Here is a 21,663-nt window from a genome sequence, read left to right on the forward strand (position 1 = left end):
ACAAAGAGGTTTCACACGTTTGGCAGGAGTAGGAAAGAGTTAGTCGTTATAAACCCCAGTCAACATGTCGCTTACAAAACGATCGTTTTGTACATCGTGCATCGTATAATCATTTGATAGTACATCAACTGAGGCAATGTACATAGGATTTTGCGTTGTTCTATTTTGCTCTGCATATGGAAGTAATTCTACATAATCTTCTAATTTACACAGTCCTTTTGTATTCATTAAATCAAATAACTGAAGCATTTCCATTACTTCTTGTCTTGTTCCTTTAATTTGTAAACATGCCATATTATTAGCCCCCTTAAATTTGTCAAAATGATTTTTGAAAATAGGATTATGAGTAATAAGAAAAAAATATGAGTGTTATCCTCAAATTTTATTTTTTATTTTTTCACCTCGCTTTATTACTAGTCTTTTTCTAAAAATATGTGATAGAACGTCCGTTTATTGAATACAATAGATTCGCATCTTTTGACAAAATTCCTTCTCCTAAACAAATATTTTTTTGTAAGAAAAATGTCGAAAAAAATTTTTTGACATTTTGTAAACGTTAACAATGTTGATATATCAATATAAAGAGGGTTGTTCATAAATTTTAAAATTTAAAATTTTCAAAAAATTTCTTTGATTTATTTGAAAAGGGGGCGTAAACTAGGAACCAATAAAAAAATTCAAGGATATAGGGGGCGCTTTCAAGTGAACGAGCAATGGATTTTCTTAAATGGAGAATTTGTTCCAAAAAATGAAGCAAAGGTTTCTGTCTATGATCATGGATATTTATATGGTGATGGGGTATTCGAAGGCATTCGTGTCTATAGTGGAAATGTTTTCCGCTTAAAAGAGCATCTCATTCGTCTGTACGAATCTGCAAAATCCATTTTATTAGAAATTCCATATACGTTGGAAGAAGTGACCAATATTGTTGTTGAAACAATTCGACGTAATCAATTATCTAATGGATATATTCGTTTAGTTGTATCACGCGGAGTTGGAAATCTTGGCTTAGATCCTGATTCGTGTTTAAAGCCAAATGTTGTTGTAATCGCTGAACAATTAGCGTTATTCCCGGCAGAATATTACGAGAAAGGAATTCCGGTTGTAACAGTTGCAACAAGACGGAATCGTCCAGATGTATTAACGCCACAAGTGAAATCACTAAATTACTTAAATAATATTTTAGTGAGAATTGAAGCGAAACTTGCCGGTGTGCAGGAAGCGTTAATGTTAAATGAACAAGGGTATGTTGCAGAAGGTTCTGGTGATAACGTATTTATTGTAAAAGGTAATAAGTTAATTACACCGCCAAGTTCTGCTGGAGCACTAGAAGGAATTACGCGAAATGCGATTATGGAAATTGGTGAGAAGCTTGGCTATGACGTAAGGGAAGAATTATTTACACGTCATGATGTATATGTAGCAGATGAGGTATTTTTAACAGGTACAGCAGCTGAAGTTATTGCGGTAACAATGGTTGATGGCAGAGAAATTGGAGCTGGGAAACCAGGAGCGCATACAAATCGTTTGTTAGAAGAATTTCGTAAGCTTGTTGTAGAAGATGGCGAAAAAATTTATGAAGAAAATAAAGTAAGTTGATAGGAGAGTAACCGATGCGAAGCAATATGATTAAACAAGGTATTGACCGAGCGCCGCATCGAAGTTTGCTTCATGCAGCAGGCGTTAAAGAAGAAGATTTTCATAAACCATTTATTGCAATTTGTAATTCATATATCGATATTGTTCCAGGGCATATTCATTTAAGAGATCTTGCTGATGTAGCGAAAGCTGCCATTCGTGAAGCAGGAGGTGTTCCTTTTGAATTTAATACGATTGGTGTTGATGATGGAATTGCAATGGGACATATCGGAATGCGATATTCACTCCCAAGTCGAGAAATCATTGCAGATGCAGCAGAAACAGTAATTCAAGCTCATTGGTTTGACGGAGTTATGTTTATGCCAAATTGTGACAAAATTACACCAGGAATGCTGATGGCATCTGTTCGGACGAATGTTCCTTCTGTTTTTGTATCTGGAGGACCAATGGAAGCAGGGAAATCAAAAGATGGCACTCCGCTTTCATTAGCATCTGTATTTGAAGGAGTTGGCGCTCATAAGTCAGGGAAATTAACTTTAGAGCAGCTGATTGATATGGAAAAATCAGCATGCCCAACGTGCGGTTCCTGCTCAGGGATGTTTACAGCAAATTCTATGAATACCATCATGGAAATGCTTGGTGTTGCGCTTCCTGGAAATGGAACGGTTGTTGCAACAAGTGAAGAACGACATAACTTAATTCGTCAGGCTGCTTTTCATTTAATGGATTTAATTGAGCGTGATATAAAGCCGCGCGACATTATTACAAAAGAAGCAATTGATGATGCTTTTGCATTAGATATGGCGATGGGGGGATCGACAAATACAGTTTTACATATGTTAGCCATCGCGAATGAAGCAGGTATTGAATATGACTTGCAGCGTATTAATGATATTGCAAAGCGTGTTCCATACTTAGCGAAAATTAGCCCAGCTTCTCATTATTCCATGCATGATGTGCATGAAGCAGGTGGAGTAGCAGCTATTATTAAAGAGCTTTCACAAATTCCAGGGGCAATTCATCCAGAGCGCATTACAATTTCAGGGAAAAGCATTTATGAAACAGTAGAAGAAGGAAAAATCTTAGATGAAAAAGTAATTCGTCCGAAAGAACGACCATATCGTAAAACAGGTGGTCTTTCCATTCTCTTTGGAAATTTAGCACCAGATGGTTCTGTCCTAAAAATTGGAGCTATCGATGAATCTGTTACATCATTTGTTGGTGAAGCGATTTGTTTTGATTCTCATGATGAAGCGGTTGCTGCGATTGATAGTGGTGTTGTGAAAGAAGGGCATGTTGTTGTCATCCGATATGAAGGTCCAAAAGGAGGACCTGGTATGCCGGAAATGTTAGCTCCAACATCAGCGATTGTTGGAAGAGGACTGGGAACAAAGGTTGCATTGATTACCGATGGACGCTTCTCCGGAGCAACAAGGGGGATTGCGATTGGTCATGTATCACCAGAAGCGGCTGAAGGAGGACCAATTGCATATGTGGCAGACGGTGATCCAATCATTATTAATTTAAAAGATGGTATTATTCATTGGGAAATTTCTAAAGAAGCATTAGAACAACGGAAAAAACAATTTATTTCTCCAGAGCCGAAAGTAAAAACTGGATATTTAGCACGATATGCAAAGCTTGTTACTTCGGCAAATACAGGAGGAATTATGAAAGTATAAAGTAAAACTTCCGTTCGCGGAGGGATAAAGCGTTGATAGGGAGGAGTAGTTGATTGTGAAGCCTCACAGAGAGTCGGTGGTTGGTGGAAACCGATGGTTCACGTTGACGAACATCGCCCTTGAGTGTCAAGCTGAAGCACTTGCTTAGGTTTGGACGGTAGCTCCGTTATTAGCTTGACTCTATTAGAGTCACTGAGGCAAGAATTTTTCTTGCAAAGAAGGGTGGTACCACGAAGTCTTTCGTCCCTTCAGCACATAGCTGGAGTGTGGGCGAAAGACTTTTTTATTTATACGCGTATTTCATAAAGGAGGTTTGTAGAAACGATGTCTTCAAAAACGGAAGAGAAAATGGCAACCGGTGCACAGTTATTGTTAAATGCGCTTAGAAAGGAAAAGGTAGAAGTCATTTTTGGCTATCCAGGAGGAGCTGTTTTGCCGCTATATGATGCGCTTTACGATTGTGAAATTCCTCATATCTTAACAAGGCATGAACAAGGAGCAATTCATGCAGCAGAAGGATATGCAAGAATTACTGGAAAGCCAGGTGTTGTTATTGCTACAAGTGGGCCAGGGGCGACAAATGTGATTACTGGTTTAGCGGATGCAATGATGGATTCCTTACCGCTTGTCGTATTTACTGGGCAAGTTTCAACAACGCTTATAGGAAGTGATGCCTTTCAAGAAGCGGATATCATCGGACTTACAATGCCTGTCACAAAGCACAACTATCAAGTACGAAATGTTTCGGATTTACCAAGGATTATAAAAGAAGCATTCCATATTGCAGCAACAGGTAGACCAGGTCCAGTCGTCATTGATCTTCCGAAAAATATGGTTGTAGAAATGGGAGAGCGATGTAGCAATGTAGAGATGGATTTACCTGGGTACCAGCCGAATTATCATCCGAATCAACTACAAATTAACAAACTGCTACAAGCAATTGAAGTAGCAAAGAAACCGCTTATTTTAGCGGGTGCTGGCGTATTGCATGCAAAAGCAGCAAATGAATTAACCGCATTTGCTCGCATGTATCATCTTCCGGTCGTTCATACATTACTTGGTCTTGGAGGGTTTCCATCCGATGATACATTGTTTTTAGGAATGGGTGGTATGCATGGTTCTTACGCAGCAAATATGGCTTTGTATGAATGTGACTTGTTAATAAATATAGGGGCACGTTTTGATGATCGTCTGACTGGAAATTTAGCTTACTTTGCAAAGGGAGCAACGGTAGCGCATATTGATATTGATCCTGCAGAAATTGGAAAAAACGTTGTGACGGAAATTCCAATTGTAGCCAGTGCTAAACATGCTCTAGAAGCGTTATTAGAGTGTAAAGGAGAGAAACAAAATCATAAAGAATGGCTACAGCTTTTACGAAGAAGAAAGAATCGTTACCCATTTTGCTATAAAGACGATTCACAAATGTTAAAACCGCAGGCTGTAATTCAAATGCTTTATGAAGTTACAAATGGAAATGCAATTATAACGACAGATGTTGGACAGCATCAAATGTGGACAGCACAATACTATGCATTGAAACAGCCTGATAAATGGGTTACATCAGGAGGACTAGGAACGATGGGGTTTGGTCTGCCAGCTGCGATTGGAGCACAAATTGCCGAGCCTAATGAACTCGTTGTAGCAATCGTAGGTGATGCCGGTTTTCAAATGACATTGCAAGAATTAAGTGTTTTAAAGGAACATCACCTTCCCGTTAAAGTGCTGATTTTAAATAATGAAGCACTCGGCATGGTAAGACAATGGCAAGATGAGTTTTATAATCAGCGTTATTCTCATTCTGTGCTTTCTTGTCAACCAGACTTTGCTATGTTAGCCCACGCTTATGGAATTAAAGGGATCCGTATTGAAAATCCGCTAACGGCAAAAGAGCAATTGCGAGAAGCGATGAATTTACAAGAACCTGTTCTTATTGATTGCCGTGTTTTACAATCTGAAAAAGTTATGCCTATGGTTGCTCCTGGAAAAGGTGTTCACCAAATGGAGGGGGTGGAAGAGTGAAACGGATTGTTACAGCAACGGTTCGAAATCAAAGTGGAGTTTTAAACCGTATTACAGGTGTGATGACGAGGAGGCATTTTAATATTGAAAGTATTTCAGTGGGGCATACAGAATCATCACATATTTCAAGAATGACATTTGTTGTTCACGTTGAAGATGTCCAGCAAGTGGAGCAGCTTATTAAGCAACTTCATAAACAAATTGATGTATTAAAAGTATCTGATATTACAGAAGAAGCAATGATTGCAAGAGAACTTGCACTTATTAAAGTGTCTACGACAATTGCTTCTAGATCTGAATTATATAGTTTAATTGAACCGTTTCGCGCAGCTGTTATAGATGTTGGAAAGGATTCCATCGTCGTTCAAGTAACAGGGGCACAAGAAAAAGTAGAAGCGCTTATTGAATTATTGCGTCCATATGGTTTAAAAGAAATTGCAAGAACAGGAGTAACAGCCTTTACAAGAAGTATGAAAAAGCAAGACAAACAACAAGTAATGTTAATTAATTAATTTTTAAAATATAGGAGGAGAAAGAAAATGGCAAAAGTTTATTATGAAAAGGATGTAACAGTAAATGTATTAAAAGGAAAGAAAGTAGCGATTGTTGGATATGGGTCTCAAGGTCATGCTCATGCGCAAAATTTACGTGATAACGGTTTTGACGTTGTTGTAGGTCTTCGTCAAGGGAAGTCTTGGGAAAAGGCAAAAGAAGATGGATTTTCTGTATATAAGGTTGCTGAAGCTACAAAACTAGCAGATGTTGTAATGGTATTGCTTCCAGATGAACAACAGCCGGAAGTTTATGAAACAGAAATTGCACCGAATTTACAAGAAGGAAATGCACTCGTGTTTGCTCATGGGTTTAACGTTCATTTTGATCAAATTACACCGCCGGAAGATGTGGATGTATTTCTTGTAGCGCCAAAAGGACCGGGGCATCTTGTACGCCGAACATTTGTAGAAGGCGCAGCGGTACCAGCATTATTTGCGGTTTATCAAGATGCAACAGGAACAGCTTATGAAAAGGCACTATCGTATGCAGATGGAATCGGAGCAACTCGCGCCGGTGTACTCCAAACGACATTTAAAGAAGAAACAGAAACAGATTTATTTGGAGAGCAAGCAGTACTTTGCGGAGGAGCAACTGCTCTTGTGAAAGCGGGTTTTGAAACATTAGTAGAAGCTGGCTATCAACCGGAACTTGCATATTTTGAATGTTTACATGAACTAAAGCTTATTGTCGATCTTATGTATGAAGGTGGATTAGAAAATATGCGCTACTCAGTTTCGGACACAGCACAGTGGGGGGATTTCGTATCAGGGCCGCGCGTTGTAACAGAGCATACGAAACAAGCGATGCAAGAAGTATTAAAAGATATTCAAGATGGAACGTTTGCTAGAGGATGGATTGCTGAACATAAAGCAGGAAGACAAAAATTCCATGCAATTAATGCAGAGGAGAATGCGCATCAAATTGAAGTGGTAGGTCGTAAATTACGTGAGATGATGCCATTTGTAAAGCCGAGAGTGAAAATGGAGGTTAAGTAATATGAAGCAAATTTTGTTCATGGATACGACGCTTCGCGATGGGGAGCAATCGCCTGGAGTAAATTTAAATGAACAAGAAAAATTACAAATTGCACGGCAGTTAGAGAGGCTTGGAATTAATGTAATGGAGGCGGGCTTTGCGTCCGCTTCTGAAGGTGATTTTCGGTCAGTGAAACGTATAGCTGAAACAATTCAAAATGCTTCTGTTATGAGTCTGGCCCGTGCGAAGGAAAGTGATATTCGTACTGCATATGAAGCGTTAAAAGGAGGCGTATCTCCTCGATTACATGTATTTCTGGCAACGAGCGATATTCATATGAAATATAAGCTCCGTATGTCGAAGGATGAAGTATTAGATACAATTCATCGTTCTGTAAAGCTTGGAAAATCATTATTTTCAACGGTACAGTTTTCTGCAGAAGATGCAACGCGAACAACACCTTCTTTTTTAGCAGAAGCTGCAGAGGTTGCAATTCGCGCTGGAGCGGATGTAATTAACATTCCCGATACAGTAGGATATACCAATCCAGAGGAATATTTTTCTCTTTTCCGATATTTAAAAGAGCATGTTTCATCTTTTGAGAAAGCTATTTTCTCCTGCCATTGTCACGATGATCTTGGCATGGCAGTAGCCAACTCATTAGCAGCAATTGAAGGCGGTGCACTTCAAGTAGAAGGAACGATTAATGGAATTGGAGAACGTGCTGGTAATGCTGCTCTCGAAGAAGTTGCAGTTGCTCTCCATATTCGAAACGATTATTACGGGGCGTCATCTTCCATGCAATTAAAAGAAATTAAAGCAACAAGTACACTTGTAAGCCGTTTAACAGGCATGGTTGTTCCGAAAAATAAAGCAATCGTTGGTGCAAATGCGTTTGCCCATGAATCTGGTATTCATCAAGATGGGGTTTTAAAAGAAGCATCTACTTATGAAATTATTTCACCTTCTCTTGTAGGGGAAGAACAAAATAAATTTGTACTTGGAAAACATTCTGGCCGCCATGCCTTTACAGAAAAAATGAAAGAGTTAGGCTATGAATTTACAGAAGAAGAGCGGGACTTAGCGTTCCATGCTTTTAAACGGTTAGCTGATCGAAAGAAAGAAATTACAGAAGAAGATTTACAGGCGCTTGTATTGGGAGAAACTGCATTTGCTAAACAGCAGTACGATATTAAACAATTGCAAGTTCATTTTGTATCAAGCAGCATTCAAAGTGCAACCGTCTGTTTAGAAGATACTGATGGAAATGTGCTGGAGGATGCCGCGACTGGGGCCGGTAGCATTGAAGCAATTTATAATGCGATTCAAAGAATTCTTCATTTAAAATGTGAGCTTGCTGACTATCGTATTCAATCGATTACACAAGGACAAGATGCGTTAGCTCATGTTCATGTTGAGTTGAAAGAAGACGGACACCAAGTTTCAGGTTTTGGTGTAGCGCAAGATGTACTGGAAGCTTCAGCTCGTGCTTACGTATATGCAGCAGGGAAATTAAAAACATTACGATCACTTACAAAATCGTAAAGGAGTGCTTGAAGATGGAAAAACGAATCGTTTGTTTAGCTGGTGATGGAGTTGGGCCAGAAATTATGGCTAGCGCAAAACAAGTGTTAGAGATGGTAGAAAGGTTATACGGTCACCATTTTTATTTGCAGGATGAATTGTTTGGGGGAGCAGCAATTGATGGATTCGGTCAGCCCCTTCCGCCTCGCACATTAACAGCGTGTTTAGCAAGTGATGCAGTATTGCTTGGTGCGGTTGGAGGACCATATTGGGATCATGCAAAAGAGCGTCCTGAACAAGGACTTCTTACACTTCGAAAAGGCTTAGGGGTATTTGCAAATGTTCGACCGGTTTCCGTTGAAGAGGCAACAGCGCATTTATCACCACTAAAGGCGGCAGAGCAAGTTGATTTTGTCGTTGTTCGTGAGTTAACAGGCGGTATCTATTTCTCATTTCCGAAAGAGCGGACAGAAGAAGTGGCAACAGATACACTTACTTATCATCGCCGTGAGGTAGAACGAATTGTTTCATATGCATTTCAATTAGCAAAAAAACGTCGTAAAAAAGTAACGTCTATCGACAAAGCAAATGTTTTAGAATCTAGTAAACTATGGCGACAAGTAACAGAAGAAGTAGCAATTCGCTATCCAGAAGTAGAGTTAGAGCATTTATTAGTAGATGTTGCAGCAATGGAACTCATTCGTAATCCAAGACGATTTGATGTTATCGTTACAGAAAATTTATTTGGCGATATTTTAAGTGATGAAGCATCTGTATTAGCGGGGTCATTAGGTATGTTACCGTCTGCAAGTCATGCGGAGAATGGTCCATCTCTTTATGAACCAATTCATGGATCAGCGCCGGATATTGCTGGGAAAAACAAAGTGAATCCAATCGCAATGCTTCGCTCCGTTGCAATGATGCTTGGGCAATCATTTGGATTAAGAAAAGAAGGAGAAGCAATTGAAGAAGCAATTTCTACAGTCCTTCGTTCTGGAAAATGTACAGCAGATTTAGGCGGGAATGAAACGACAACTTCGTTTACAAAGTATGTATTACAAACGATGGAAGAACAGGCACTGGTAGGGAGAGGGAGATAATGGGGAAAACATTATTAGATAAACTCTGGGAGCGACATGTTGTAGCAACGAATGAAAACGGCCTGGATTTACTATATATTGATCTGCATCTTGTTCATGAGGTGACATCGCCGCAAGCGTTTGAAGGCTTGCGGCTTGCGAATCGAACAGTTAGACGGCCTGATTTAACATTTGCGACGATGGACCATAATGTTCCAACAAAAGATGTTTGGAATATTACAGATAAAATTGCGAAACAGCAAATGGATACACTTCGCAAAAATTGTCAGGAATTTGGAGTACTGTTAGCTGATATGGGTGATGAGGAACAAGGGATTGTACATGTTATTGGTCCAGAACTTGGACTTACACAGCCAGGAAAAACAATTGTATGTGGTGATAGTCATACATCAACACATGGAGCATTTGGTGCATTAGCATTTGGAATTGGTACAAGTGAAGTAGAACACGTTTTAGCAACGCAAACATTATGGCAACGCAAACCAAAAGCGATGGGAATTGAACTGAAAGGATTATTGTCAAAAGGAGTATATGCAAAGGACATTATTTTACATGTACTTGCTACATATGGAGTAGCCGTTGGTACGGGGCATGTCATAGAGTTTTATGGTGAAACCGTAAAAGAAATGACGATGGAAGAGCGGATGACGCTTTGTAATATGGCGATTGAGGGCGGTGCAAAGGCTGGGATTATTGCACCGGATGAAGTGACGTTTGATTATGTAAAAGGGCGACAATACGCACCAAAAGAGTTTGGACAGGCAGTTACAAAGTGGAGTGAATTATACACGGATACAGATGCAGTGTATGACATGGTTATTACGGTTGATGTTGCAAGTTTAGCACCGTATATTACGTGGGGAACAAATCCAGGGATGGGGCTGCGCGTTGATGAAGTTCTTCCGCAGGCAAATGATATCAATGATGAAAGAGCGTATGCTTATATGGGACTTCAACCAGGACAAAGTACAGCGGATATTCCAATTCACCACGTGTTTATCGGTTCTTGCACAAATTCCCGCTTATCTGATTTAGAAATTGCCGCTGCGGTTGTGAAAGGAAAGAAGGTAAAAGAAGGAGTAAGGGCTCTTGTTGTCCCTGGGTCAAAGCAAGTGAGAGATGCAGCGATGAAAAAAGGATTACATCTTATATTTGAAGAGGCGGGATTTGAGTGGAGGGAACCAGGGTGTTCGATGTGTCTTGGGATGAATCCAGATCAAGTGCCAGAAAGTGAACATTGTGCTTCTACTTCAAATCGTAATTTTGAAGGAAGACAAGGAAAAGGAGCAAGAACGCATCTCGTTAGTCCAGCTATGGCTGCTGCAGCTGCAATTTACGGTCATTTTGTTGATGTGAGAAAGGAGAACTACGATGGAGCCATTTCATATTCATAAAGGTACGACTGCAGTATTGATGCGTGATAATATTGATACGGATCAAATTATTCCGAAGCAGTATTTAAAGCGGATTGAAAGAACAGGATTTGGAGAGTTTTTATTTGATGAATGGCGCTATTTAGATAATCGTCAAGAAGATCCTGCGTTTCCATTGAACGCTCCCGAGCGAAAAGGTGCTACGATTCTAATTACAGGAGAAAACTTCGGTTGCGGTTCTTCTAGAGAACATGCACCGTGGGCTCTTGCGGATTATGGATTTCGTGCTATTATTGCAGGAAGTTTTGCCGATATTTTTTATATGAATTGTACAAAAAATGGGATTCTTCCAATTGTAATGGGAAAGGAAATTCGTAAGCAGCTTGCATCTATAGCGCCCCAGGCGATGATAGAAATAGATTTAGAGAATGAAGTGGTAATAACTCCTGAGGAAAGCTTTTCTTTCTCCATTGAACCCATGTGGAAAGAAAAGTTGCTCAGTGGTTTAGATGATATTGGAGTTACATTTCAGTATGAGAGTGCGATTACAGAATACGAGATAAAAATAGGTCGTTAATGTATATATATTCATTTTGGTTTTTTGGTATATAAGTCGATGCTATGCATCAGAAAAAGTGGCTTGTACTTGTTTTCTCTCTTTTTTTTAGCGCTGTATGGGAAGGGATAGGGTCTGGTCGTTTCTGTGCATGGCTAGATGCTCTCTTCTATCTAAAAAGAAAGATATTATTTCAGTTTTTAAAAATGTATTTATATGAGAAAAAATCGTATATTGTTTCAAAAAAATAAAAGAAAATTATTTACTTTTGATTTAATTGGTAGTATACTGACTTCAAACAAAGAGGAGAAAGGGAGTAATGACAATGTTCACTTTACAATCAGTCATTTCATTTACACAACATCATCATACATAAACCCTTGAACCTAGCGTGAAAAAACGTGTAGGTACAAGGGTTATTCCTGTTGTACCTACATTCTCCAAAGAGCTATGTAGGTATTTTTATCTACATAGCTCTTTTTTCGTTTTTAAGCGCTATGTTATGAATGTATGAGTATTGGCGAAGATGAACTCGTAACAAATCATGTATCAAAATTCTGTCAGAAGATTCCCGCTTCTAATGTGGTACAAGGGATAGTTGAGTGGTGAGTTGGAGAAGTTCAAGAAATTAATAATGGACATATAAGAGAAGCATATTAAACATGTTATCATTGTAGATTTTTTGTATATATGTGCCAAGAAAGTAGGGGTGTAATGATGAAAAAATGGAAACGAGCCAATCCAAATGGAACAAAGGATTTTTTGTTTCAAGAATGTACATTAATGGAAGAGATTGAACAAAGATTAAGACGTACATTTATTGAGAGAGGATACGAAGAAATACGGACACCTATGATTGAATTTTATGATGTGTTTGCATTTCAAAACCGTCCTATTGACGAGGAGAAAATGTATAAGTTTTTTGATTCTGAGGGACGCATCCTTGTTCTTAGACCGGATATGACAATTCCGCTAGCACGTGTAATTGGAACAAAAAAGATGAAAACGCCTTTAAAATTAACATATAGTGGAAATGTTTTCAGAGCAAATGAATCTTTAACAGGGAAATATAATGAAATTACACAAACTGGAATTGAAATTATTGGTATTGATAATATACGCGCTGAAATTGAGTGTATTGTAAGCGCGATTGCAGCTTTGCAGTCAGCTGGCATTCAATCATTTAAAATTGAAATTGGCCAAGTGGAACTCTATAAATCCATTGTGAAGAAATTGTCTTTACGAGAAGAAGATGAATACGCATTGCGAGAATATATTGAGAGTAAAAATTTTGCCGCTTTGTCCCGTTTTTTACAAGAAAAGCAGTTAGATATGCAAGATGAAACAGTGCGATTATTACAAAAATTACCTCGTTTATTTGGTGGATTAGAAGTAGTTGAAGAAGCTGAAAAACTTGCTGTGAGTAAAGAAATGAAAAGAGCAATTGCGAGGATAAAAAACATATATGAAAACATTAATCGTCTTGGTTATGGTCAATATATATCTATTGATTTAGGGATGATTCAACATCTTAATTATTATACCGGTGTAATCTTTCGAGGATATATATGTGATGTTGGAGAAGAGATTGTGAGCGGTGGAAGATATGATGAACTGATTGGGAATTTTGGTGAGTCTTTACCTGCGGTAGGCTTAGCGATACAAGTAAATCAAATTGTACGTACTTTACAAGAACATAAAGAAAATTCATACCAAAAACAAATAGATGCTCTCATATATTATTCGTTAGATATGATTTCAGAAGCAGAAAAATTACGTATTTTACTCGGCAAAGATGGTATAAAGGTAGAACTGTCAATGTTGGGAAATTTACAAGATACATTTCAATTTGCAAGAGCGCGCGATGTGAAAACTGTAATTGATGTATCAGGAGATACTTTAGTTGAGTATGTTTGGAAAGGGAAATGGATCATGCAGAAAAAAGGAGAATCCTCATGCGTAACATTCAAATTGCGTTAACGAAAGGAAGATTAGAAAAACATGTAGTTCCGTTATTTGAACGAATCGGTATTGATTGCTCAGAGCTAAAGGATAAAGGAAGGAAGCTTGTATTTCAAAGTAAAAACTCACAAGTTTCATTCATCCTTGTAAAAGCAGTTGATGTTGTAACGTATGTAGAACATGGTATAGCTGATATTGGTGTTGTCGGCAAAGATATTTTGCTTGAAAATGAAAACGATGTGTATGAAATGATTGATTTAGGGGTAGGGCGTTGTAAATTTTGCGTTGCTTCCGTTTCGTCGTATAGCCCAAACGGTTATAACAAAAAGAGGATTGCAACAAAGTATCCGAATATTACTTCTGCATATTTCCATAAGAAGGGAGAAGATGTAGAGCTTATTAAAATAGAAGGTTCTGTAGAGATTGCCCCCTTATTAGGATTAGCAGATGCAATCGTTGATATTGTAGAAACAGGACAAACATTGAAAGAAAATGGATTACTAGTATTTGAAGAAATTTGCGACATTTCAGCACGTTTAATTGTAAACAAGGCATCTTTAAAAATGAAAAAAGACGAAATATTCAATATTATAAATAAAATGGAAAATGTCCTAGTAGAGAAGAAATAGAGGAGGGGAAATATGGAAATTGTGTATGAGGATTATTCTAATATTTTATGGAAGGTAAAACAGCTAAGAGAACAGGCAAATACAATAGAAGAAACGATTCAACAAGATGTGAGGAAAATTGTTGTAAGTGTAAAAGAAAAGAAAGATGAAGCGCTATTTTCGTATACGAAGGCTTTTGACAAAGTAGAGTTGACCAAATTTCAAGTTTCGGAAGAAGAACTGGAATTAGCATATAAATGTGTCGAACCAGCATTTTTAGCAGCATTGGAAGAAGCAAAAAAGAATATCATTTCCTATCATGAAAAGCAAAAGAGACAAGCTTTTATTGATACAGAAAAAGAGGGAGTTATTCGGGGGCAGCTTGTTCGGCCATTGCAAACTGTTGGTGTATATGTACCCGGAGGAACGGCAGCGTATCCATCATCAGTTCTCATGAATGTCTTACCAGCAAAAATCGCAGGCGTCAATAAGATCGTCATGGTAACACCGCCGAATTGTGAAGGGGTAGATCCACATATTTTAGCAGCGGCAAAAGTTGCTGGAGTTGATGAAGTATATACAGTAGGGGGAGCACAAGCAGTTGCTGCGTTAGCATACGGAACAGAATCGATTCCGCGTGTTGATAAGATTGTAGGACCGGGAAATATATATGTTGCATTAGCGAAGCGAGAAGTATTTGGTTCAGTTCATATCGATATGATTGCTGGCCCGTCCGAAATTGTTGTTATTTCTGATGAAACGGGAAATGCAGCGTATATTGCTGCCGATTTATTATCACAAGCAGAGCACGATATACGTGCAACAGCTATTTGTATCACAACTTGTTTAGAATTAGCGCAGGAAGTGAATAGAGAAATAGAAAAACAATTGATGAGCCTTCCGAGAAGTGAAATAGCTCGTGAATCCATTAACAGAAACGGAGCGATTCTTGTTGTAGATTCATTAGAACAAGCGTTTCAGCTCTCAAATGAAATTGCGCCGGAGCATTTAGAATTGCACATAAAAGAACCGATGACAGCTCTTTCGAATATTCAACATGCAGGTTCTATCTTTTTAGGTCCGTATGCGCCGGAACCACTGGGTGATTATATGGCGGGTCCGAATCACGTGTTACCAACGAGTGGAACAGCAAGGTTTTTTTCTCCATTGTCTGTTGATGATTTTATGAAAAAATCGAGCTTTTTATTTTATACAAAAGAAGCTTTAGGACAAGTGCAACAGCATATTGTCAATCTAGCAGAAAAAGAAGGATTACAAGCTCATGCAAGAGCAATTGAGATTCGTTTTAAAGGAGGGGAAAAGTAATGCGCGCTGCAAAACAAACGAGAATTACAACCGAAACAAAGATTTCTGTAGCACTGCAACTAGATGGTAATCAAGAAGTTTCAATTCAAACGGGGGTTGGTTTTTTTGATCATATGTTGACATTATTTGCAAAGCACGGCCGCTTCGGGTTGCAAATTGAAGCTGATGGCGATGTGCATATTGATGCTCATCATACGGTAGAAGATGTTGGAATTGTTCTTGGGAATTGTTTAAAAGAAGCACTTGGTGATAAAGCAGGAATTAATCGTTACGGTACAGCTTATGTACCGATGGATGAAGCGTTAGGATTTGTTACAGTTGATATAAGTGGAAGGTCCTATCTCGTGTTTGATGGTGAATTTACAAATCCAAAACTTGGTGATTTTGACACGGAACTAGCTGAAGAATTTTTTCGTGCGGTGGCTCATGCAGCAAATATAACTTTACATGCACGAGTTTTATATGGAAGTAACACGCATCACAAAATTGAAGCGCTTTTTAAAGCATTTGGACGTGCACTGCGTGATGCCGTCGAGACAAATGAAAAAATTATAGGAGTAAATTCCACGAAAGGAATGTTGTAATATGATTGCGATTGTAGATTATGGAATGGGCAACATTCGAAGTGTAGAGCAAGCGTTAAGACATATTGGAGCAGAGTATATTGTAACGGATGAAGCAGAAGTATTTCTGAATAGCGACGGCGTTATTTTGCCGGGAGTTGGTGCGTTTCCAAGCGCGATGCGTTGTTTAGAAGAGAAAGGGCTAATTTCTGTTTTGAAGCAAGTTGCTATTGCAGGAAAACCACTGTTTGGAATTTGTTTGGGGATGCAGCTTTTATTTGAAGAAAGTGAAGAGATTGAAAGAACGAAAGGGTTAGGATTGCTTCCAGGAACGGTAAGAAAATTAGACGTACCATATAAAATTCCTCATATGGGATGGAATAAGTTACAAAAGAAAAAGGAGCATCCTTTATGGAATGAAATAGAGGATGGTGCTTTCGTCTATTATGTTCATTCTTATTATGCGCAATGTCCAAATGATGTTGTAGTAGGCGCTAGTGAGTATGGTGTTTTCGTACCAGGAATTGTTTCAAGAGGAAATGTATTTGGGGCTCAGTTCCATCCTGAAAAAAGTGGTGAAATAGGAATTCAAATATTACGAAATTTTAAGGAGGTTATAGAAACATGGAAATCTTCCCAGCTATCGATTTAAAGAATGGTCGTTGCGTTCGTTTGTATCAAGGGCAATTTCAACAAGAAACAGTAATGAATGAAAACCCAGTTGCACAGGCATTGTTATTCGAACAACTTGGTGCACGTGTACTGCACATTGTCGATTTAGATGGAGCTGTTGCAGGGCGTTCAGAAAACCTTTCTGTCATTGAAGACATTTGCAAGGCAGTGCGAATTCCAGTGCAAGTGGGAGGAGGGATTCGTTCAATTGCTGCAATTGAAACACTTTTGGCAACTGGAGTAATGAAAGTAATTCTTGGAACAGCAGCGTTGTATGATCGCTCATTTTTAGAAGAGGCAGTTCAATTATATGGAGATAAAATTATTGTTGGAATCGATGCTAAAAACGGTTATGTAGCAACGCGAGGATGGTTAGATGTGTCTGAAACGTCTTATGTACAACTAGCAAAGGAAATGGAAAAAGTGGGTGTGCAGACGCTTATTTTTACTGACATTTCTAGAGATGGAACGCTTGCAGGTCCAAATTTTGAACAATTACAAAAATTACAAGATGAGGTTTCGCTTCAAATTGTTGCTTCCGGCGGTGTGAGCTCGCTTGCTGATGTTGAAAAATTACAGGATATGAACTTATATGGCGTAATTATCGGGAAAGCATTATATGATAAAAAAGTTATTTTAGAAGAAGCATTGCAGGTGACAGGCATATGTTAACAAAGCGAATAGTTCCATGTTTAGATGTGAAAAATGGCCGTGTTGTAAAAGGAGTAAATTTTGTCGGGTTACAAGATGTTGGTGATCCTGTTGCAATTGCCGCTGCATACAATGAGGCAGGTGCCGATGAACTTGTGTTTTTAGATATCACAGCAACGTACGAAGAACGAAAAACAATGATTGATGTCGTAGAACGTACAGCATCTCAAGTATTTATTCCCCTAACAGTTGGAGGTGGAATCTCGTCTGTCCAAGATATGTATGCGTTACTTCGAGCTGGTGCAGATAAAGTTTCATTAAATTCAGCAGCAGTACAAAGACCGGAGTTAATACAAGAAGGAGCGGAGCAATTTGGTTCTCAATGTATAGTTGTTGCAATCGATGCAAGAAGGATCGGAGAAAACAAGTGGAATGTATATGTAAATGGAGGCCGCATTGATACAGGAATAGATGTAATCGAATGGGCAAAACGCGTGGAAAGTTTAGGCGCTGGGGAATTACTTTTAACGAGTATGGATGCAGATGGAACAAAAGATGGCTATGATTTATTTTTAACAGAAACAGTTTCAAAAGCTGTTGGTATTCCGGTAATTGCTTCAGGTGGATGTGGGTCAATTGAACATATTGCAGAAGTTTTTCAGCAAACATCAGCAAATGCGGCGTTAGCAGCTTCTATTTTTCATTACGGTACCGCAACCATTCAAGAGACGAAACAAAAATTACAAGAAGCGCAAATTGAGGTGAGATTGTGAAACCGGATTTTTCAAAAGGATTATTGCCAGCTGTTGTGATAGAAGAGGGTACAAAAGAAGTTTTGATGCTAGCTTATATGAATGAAGAAGCGTACGAAAAAACATTAGACACAAAAACGACCTGGTTTTATTCTCGTTCACGAAGAGGTTTGTGGAATAAGGGGGAAACATCAGGACATGTTCAACATGTGAAATCATTATATTTAGATTGCGATCAAGATTCTATTATGGTAGTTGTCCAGCAAGTAGGTGTAGCTTGCCATACAGGGGAAAAGTCATGTTTTCATAATAAGGTGTTATAGGGGGATAAGGAAATGAGCGATGTGTTGCAACAGTTATATGAAACGATTCAACAGCGAAAAGAGAATCCTATCTCTGAGTCGTATACGAATTACTTATTTACAAAAGGAGAAGACAAAATATTAAAGAAATTAGGAGAAGAATGTACTGAAGTTGTGATTGCAGCAAAAAATAATGAGAAAGACGAGCTTATAAAAGAAGTTGTTGATTTTACGTATCATTGCTTAGTGTTACTAGTAGAAAAAAATGTATCATTACAAGAGATAGTAGAAGAATTAAACAAACGCCAAGGACAATTATCGAGAGTGGGCGAACGAAAAGAAATTGATACATTATAGGAGGGGAGAAAGATGAGAGTAGATTATCACCTTCATTTAGAAGAAGGTCCGTATTCAATGCGGTGGTTATCTCGCACAAATGAAGCGCTTGAGTATTTTGCACCGATTGAGGAAGAGAAACATTCAATGGAATGGATCTTAAAAGCTGGGGAACGTTTGCAAAAGCGTGTAAAGGAAGGCGCATTTTCACCGGATTGGATTGATTTATATTTAGAGGAAGCAGTGCGTAAGGGAATACGGGAAGTTGGAATAGTTGACCACTTATATCGTTTTTACGAAGCAAAGGAATACTATGAGCGCTATGTCGATATTAGTGATACAGAACTTGGGCATTTGCAAAAAGAATGGCTGGATCAGGTGAGAGTAGAGTCAATTACAAATTTTACTAAAGCAATTGAAGATGCGAAAGAAAGATGGAGCAAACGAGGCGTGATATTACGGCTTGGAATAGAAGCCGATTATTTTATTGGCGGGGAAGAGGAACTAGCGAAGTTATTAACGTTAGGAAATTGGGATTATGTCATTGGTTCTGTTCATTTTATCAATGGATGGGGATTTGATAATCCAGATACAGACGCTTATTTTAGACAGCATGATTTACATGTGTTATATCCTGAATTTTTCCGTACTTTAGAAAAATCGATACGTTCTGGCCTATTTGATATTGTTGCACATTTAGATAATATTAAAGTGTTTAACTATCGCATAGATGAAAATCAGCAATTACCGTATTATGAGAAAATTGCTAAGGCTTTAATTGAAACAAATACAGCTACGGAAGTGAATGCTGGCTTGTATTATCGATATCCTGTAAGAGAAATGTGTCCGAGCCCTTTGTTTTTACAACGCTTAGTGCATTATGGTGTTCCAATTACGATTTCTTCAGATGCGCATTTCCCGAATGATTTAGGTAGCTACGTAAAAGAAAATATAGAGACACTTCGTAATCATGGTGTGACGCACATTGCAACATTTGAAAAACGAATCCGGAACATGAAGCCGATTGAATATGTAGAAGAAAATGTTTTGTGATAAAGTGAAACTTCCATCAGTGGGGGAGGCTTTATTTCCTACTGATGGTTAGTTGAACCAATCGGACCTTGTCCCCCGCTTATTTTCTTCGCTTCTCTTTGCATCTTGAATTGGTGGAGGCTTACTGTCCGTTAATGCAGGATGAAAACCTCCTTTTTTGTTTACACTAACGTTGAACAAAAAAGGAGGATTTTCTTATGGAGAAACAACAATATAAAGATACTGGGAAGTTAACGAATCAGAGCAATGTTGCAAAAAAAGACCAATCAGAGCAATCAATTACACACGAACAAGTTAGTGATACATTAGCTGAAGGAACGATTGATGTAAAGTTAGAACAAGGAAGCGATAAATAAAGTGAAATTTCCATCAGTGGGGGCTTTTTCATCCCCCACTGATGGAAAGCTCTCATCAATCGAGCTTTTACTTCCCGTTAATGCGGGATAAAGTGAAACTTTCATAAGTGGAGGATAAAGCCTCGTTTATGGCTAGTCACACCAATCGAGCTTTTACTGCCTATTAGTGCACAATTAAACTATAGTAAGGAAGAGGCTGAATGTGTTCAGTCTCTTTTTCATGATTTTGTAAAGAAAGATTACAAGAACAATTAAATTCCTTGTCTTTTTTCGATGGAATTTCTTACAATAATATTGAAAGCGTTTATTTTACTATTCGCGGGCAGTAAGACCTCTCACTTCAAGATTCAGAGAAGACCAAGATGATAAAGCTTTCACTAATAGAAGTTTCATTTTATGTTAAAAGGAAAGGATGCTTAATTATGGCGAAAATTTTAGTAGCAGGACAAATTCCAAAAATCGGACTACAGTTGTTACGAGGTCATGAAGTGGAAATGTATGATAAGGAAGAGTTAATTGGCACAGAAGAACTAGTGAAACGTGTACAAGATAAGGAGGCATTATTAAGCTTACTTTCAACAAAAGTTCCGAAAGAAGTCATCGATGCAGCACCGAATTTGAAAATTATTGCAAACTACGGTGCTGGGTATGACAATATTGATTATAAATATGCAGTGGAAAAAGACATAGCGGTAACAAACACGCCAAAAGTTTCAACAGAGGCAACAGCAGAGCTAACGTTTGCTATCTTATTAGCGGCAGCGCGCCGTATTCCAGAAGGCGATACGCTATGTCGTACAGTTGGTTTTAATGGCTGGGCACCGCTCTTTTTCTTAGGGCGTGAAGTATACGGTAAAACAATTGGTATTATTGGTCTTGGAGAAATTGGAAAAGCAGTAGCAAAACGAGCAAAAGCATTTGGTATGAATATCGTGTATACAGGGCCAAGTCGTAAGTATGAGGCGGAGCAAGAATTAGAGGCAACATATGTAACGCTAGAAGAACTATTACAAACAGCAGATTTTATTACGATTAACTGTGCGTATAATCCAAAGTTGCATCATATGATTGATGAAGAACAGTTTAGAATGATGAAACAAACTGCTTATATTATTAATGCGGCACGTGGTCCCATTATGAATGAATCCGCGCTTGCTTATGCTTTAGAAACAAAGGAAATTGAAGGAGCAGCACTTGATGTGTTCGAGTTTGAACCGAAAATTACAGAAAAATTAAAAGGATTAACAAACGTTGTGTTAACACCTCATATTGGAAATGCAACGATTGAAACACGTGATGCAATGGCAGAAATGGCCGTACGTAATATTTTAGCGGTGTTAGAAGGAAATGAGCCATTAACTCCAGTGTATAAAAAAGAACTTATAATGAAATAAAGTGAAACTTCCATCAGTGGGAATTTTCTTCGTCCCCACTGATGGAGAGCTGGTGTGTAAAGAGAATAAAATTGTCAAATTTTATTCTTAGAAGTCAACAATCGGGCCAGATTGTTGAGGAACGTTTTCAATAAAACTGGATATTTATGTTGAAATATAGAGTAGAGATTGTGAAGGTTTCACTCAAACTAACGGGCAGTTTAGTTGAAGGGGGAGGAGAAAATTCTCCCACTTTAAGTCATATTTGACACAAAAAGCGAAGTAATTATTTATTATTCAAGTTTACTGTCTATTTCTTTTAA

General features: G+C 38.3%; 22 protein-coding genes and 1 other annotated feature. Of the genes, 21 read left to right on the forward strand and 1 reads right to left on the reverse strand.

Features of this window, described 5'->3' with window-relative positions:
- Positions 1-39: 39 nt before the first annotated feature.
- On the reverse strand, positions 40-294 hold the full coding sequence (locus NKR74_RS06850) for a DUF3911 family protein (RefSeq protein WP_098309521.1): 255 nt from the start codon (positions 292-294) through the stop codon (positions 40-42).
- A 408-nt stretch (positions 295-702) separates the two neighbouring features.
- Between NKR74_RS06850 and ilvE the strand changes: the two genes are divergently transcribed.
- From ilvE to NKR74_RS06955, 21 genes are all read left to right on the forward strand, one after another.
- Positions 703-1,599, forward strand: coding sequence for a branched-chain-amino-acid transaminase (gene ilvE / locus NKR74_RS06855; RefSeq protein ID WP_098309520.1), 897 nt, complete (start codon positions 703-705; stop codon positions 1,597-1,599).
- 14 nt (positions 1,600-1,613) lie between these two features.
- Entirely contained in the window at positions 1,614-3,281 is a 1,668-nt protein-coding gene (ilvD, locus tag NKR74_RS06860) for a dihydroxy-acid dehydratase (RefSeq protein ID WP_098309519.1), read from the forward strand.
- A gap of 23 nt (positions 3,282-3,304) precedes the next feature.
- Positions 3,305-3,532, forward strand: a binding site (T-box leader).
- A 73-nt stretch (positions 3,533-3,605) separates the two neighbouring features.
- Positions 3,606-5,303 carry an acetolactate synthase large subunit gene (gene ilvB, locus NKR74_RS06865; protein ID WP_098309518.1) on the forward strand — a complete coding sequence of 566 codons (1,698 nt, stop codon included), beginning with the start codon at positions 3,606-3,608 and terminating at the stop codon, positions 5,301-5,303.
- Positions 5,300-5,815 carry an acetolactate synthase small subunit gene (gene ilvN, locus NKR74_RS06870; protein ID WP_098309517.1) on the forward strand — a complete coding sequence of 172 codons (516 nt, stop codon included), beginning with the start codon at positions 5,300-5,302 and terminating at the stop codon, positions 5,813-5,815. Before ilvB ends, ilvN begins: the two co-directional genes overlap by 4 nt.
- A gap of 27 nt (positions 5,816-5,842) precedes the next feature.
- Positions 5,843-6,853 carry a ketol-acid reductoisomerase gene (gene ilvC, locus NKR74_RS06875; RefSeq protein ID WP_098309516.1) on the forward strand — a complete coding sequence of 337 codons (1,011 nt, stop codon included), beginning with the start codon at positions 5,843-5,845 and terminating at the stop codon, positions 6,851-6,853.
- A gap of 1 nt (position 6,854) precedes the next feature.
- A complete protein-coding gene (locus NKR74_RS06880) occupies positions 6,855-8,378 on the forward strand; it encodes a 2-isopropylmalate synthase (RefSeq protein WP_098309515.1) in 1,524 nt (507 codons plus the stop codon).
- A 14-nt stretch (positions 8,379-8,392) separates the two neighbouring features.
- Complete coding sequence (gene leuB, locus NKR74_RS06885; protein ID WP_098309514.1) at positions 8,393-9,457, forward strand: 3-isopropylmalate dehydrogenase; 1,065 nt, start codon at positions 8,393-8,395, stop codon at positions 9,455-9,457.
- Entirely contained in the window at positions 9,457-10,851 is a 1,395-nt protein-coding gene (gene leuC, locus NKR74_RS06890; protein WP_253629059.1) for a 3-isopropylmalate dehydratase large subunit, read from the forward strand. The genes leuB and leuC overlap by 1 nt, the downstream gene beginning before the upstream one ends.
- The gene (gene leuD, locus NKR74_RS06895) at positions 10,829-11,407 is read left to right on the forward strand and encodes a 3-isopropylmalate dehydratase small subunit (protein ID WP_253629060.1); all 579 of its coding nucleotides are present in this window, start codon (positions 10,829-10,831) and stop codon (positions 11,405-11,407) included. Before leuC ends, leuD begins: the two co-directional genes overlap by 23 nt.
- Positions 11,408-12,103: 696 nt before the next feature.
- A complete protein-coding gene (hisZ, locus tag NKR74_RS06900; protein WP_253629061.1) occupies positions 12,104-13,366 on the forward strand; it encodes an ATP phosphoribosyltransferase regulatory subunit in 1,263 nt (420 codons plus the stop codon).
- The gene (hisG, locus tag NKR74_RS06905) at positions 13,342-13,977 is read left to right on the forward strand and encodes an ATP phosphoribosyltransferase (RefSeq protein ID WP_253629062.1); all 636 of its coding nucleotides are present in this window, start codon (positions 13,342-13,344) and stop codon (positions 13,975-13,977) included. Before hisZ ends, hisG begins: the two co-directional genes overlap by 25 nt.
- A gap of 12 nt (positions 13,978-13,989) precedes the next feature.
- Positions 13,990-15,282 carry a histidinol dehydrogenase gene (hisD, locus tag NKR74_RS06910; protein ID WP_253629063.1) on the forward strand — a complete coding sequence of 431 codons (1,293 nt, stop codon included), beginning with the start codon at positions 13,990-13,992 and terminating at the stop codon, positions 15,280-15,282.
- Positions 15,282-15,866, forward strand: coding sequence for an imidazoleglycerol-phosphate dehydratase HisB (gene hisB, locus NKR74_RS06915; protein ID WP_098309508.1), 585 nt, complete (start codon positions 15,282-15,284; stop codon positions 15,864-15,866). Before hisD ends, hisB begins: the two co-directional genes overlap by 1 nt.
- Position 15,867: 1 nt before the next feature.
- Positions 15,868-16,497: an imidazole glycerol phosphate synthase subunit HisH gene (gene hisH / locus NKR74_RS06920; RefSeq protein WP_253629064.1), complete on the forward strand. Its 630-nt coding sequence runs from the start codon at positions 15,868-15,870 to the stop codon at positions 16,495-16,497.
- Positions 16,470-17,189 (forward strand): 1-(5-phosphoribosyl)-5-[(5-phosphoribosylamino)methylideneamino]imidazole-4-carboxamide isomerase, encoded by a 720-nt coding sequence (gene hisA, locus NKR74_RS06925; RefSeq protein ID WP_253629065.1) that lies wholly within the window; start codon positions 16,470-16,472, stop codon positions 17,187-17,189. The genes hisH and hisA overlap by 28 nt, the downstream gene beginning before the upstream one ends.
- Positions 17,183-17,941: an imidazole glycerol phosphate synthase subunit HisF gene (hisF, locus tag NKR74_RS06930; RefSeq protein WP_253629066.1), complete on the forward strand. Its 759-nt coding sequence runs from the start codon at positions 17,183-17,185 to the stop codon at positions 17,939-17,941. Before hisA ends, hisF begins: the two co-directional genes overlap by 7 nt.
- Entirely contained in the window at positions 17,938-18,243 is a 306-nt protein-coding gene (gene hisI / locus NKR74_RS06935) for a phosphoribosyl-AMP cyclohydrolase (RefSeq protein WP_253629067.1), read from the forward strand. The genes hisF and hisI overlap by 4 nt, the downstream gene beginning before the upstream one ends.
- A gap of 12 nt (positions 18,244-18,255) precedes the next feature.
- Positions 18,256-18,579 carry a phosphoribosyl-ATP diphosphatase gene (locus NKR74_RS06940; RefSeq protein ID WP_253629068.1) on the forward strand — a complete coding sequence of 108 codons (324 nt, stop codon included), beginning with the start codon at positions 18,256-18,258 and terminating at the stop codon, positions 18,577-18,579.
- A 12-nt stretch (positions 18,580-18,591) separates the two neighbouring features.
- A complete protein-coding gene (locus NKR74_RS06945) occupies positions 18,592-19,611 on the forward strand; it encodes a histidinol phosphate phosphatase domain-containing protein (protein WP_253629069.1) in 1,020 nt (339 codons plus the stop codon).
- Between the two features lie 197 nt (positions 19,612-19,808).
- A complete protein-coding gene (locus tag NKR74_RS06950; RefSeq protein WP_253629070.1) occupies positions 19,809-19,967 on the forward strand; it encodes a DUF4025 domain-containing protein in 159 nt (52 codons plus the stop codon).
- Between the two features lie 422 nt (positions 19,968-20,389).
- Positions 20,390-21,361, forward strand: coding sequence for an NAD(P)-dependent oxidoreductase (locus tag NKR74_RS06955; protein ID WP_253629071.1), 972 nt, complete (start codon positions 20,390-20,392; stop codon positions 21,359-21,361).
- The last annotated feature ends 302 nt before the right edge of the window (positions 21,362-21,663 follow it).

This window comes from Bacillus sp. 3103sda1 (assembly GCF_024159135.1).
Lineage (GTDB): Bacteria > Bacillota > Bacilli > Bacillales > Bacillaceae_G > Bacillus_A > Bacillus_A rhizoplanae.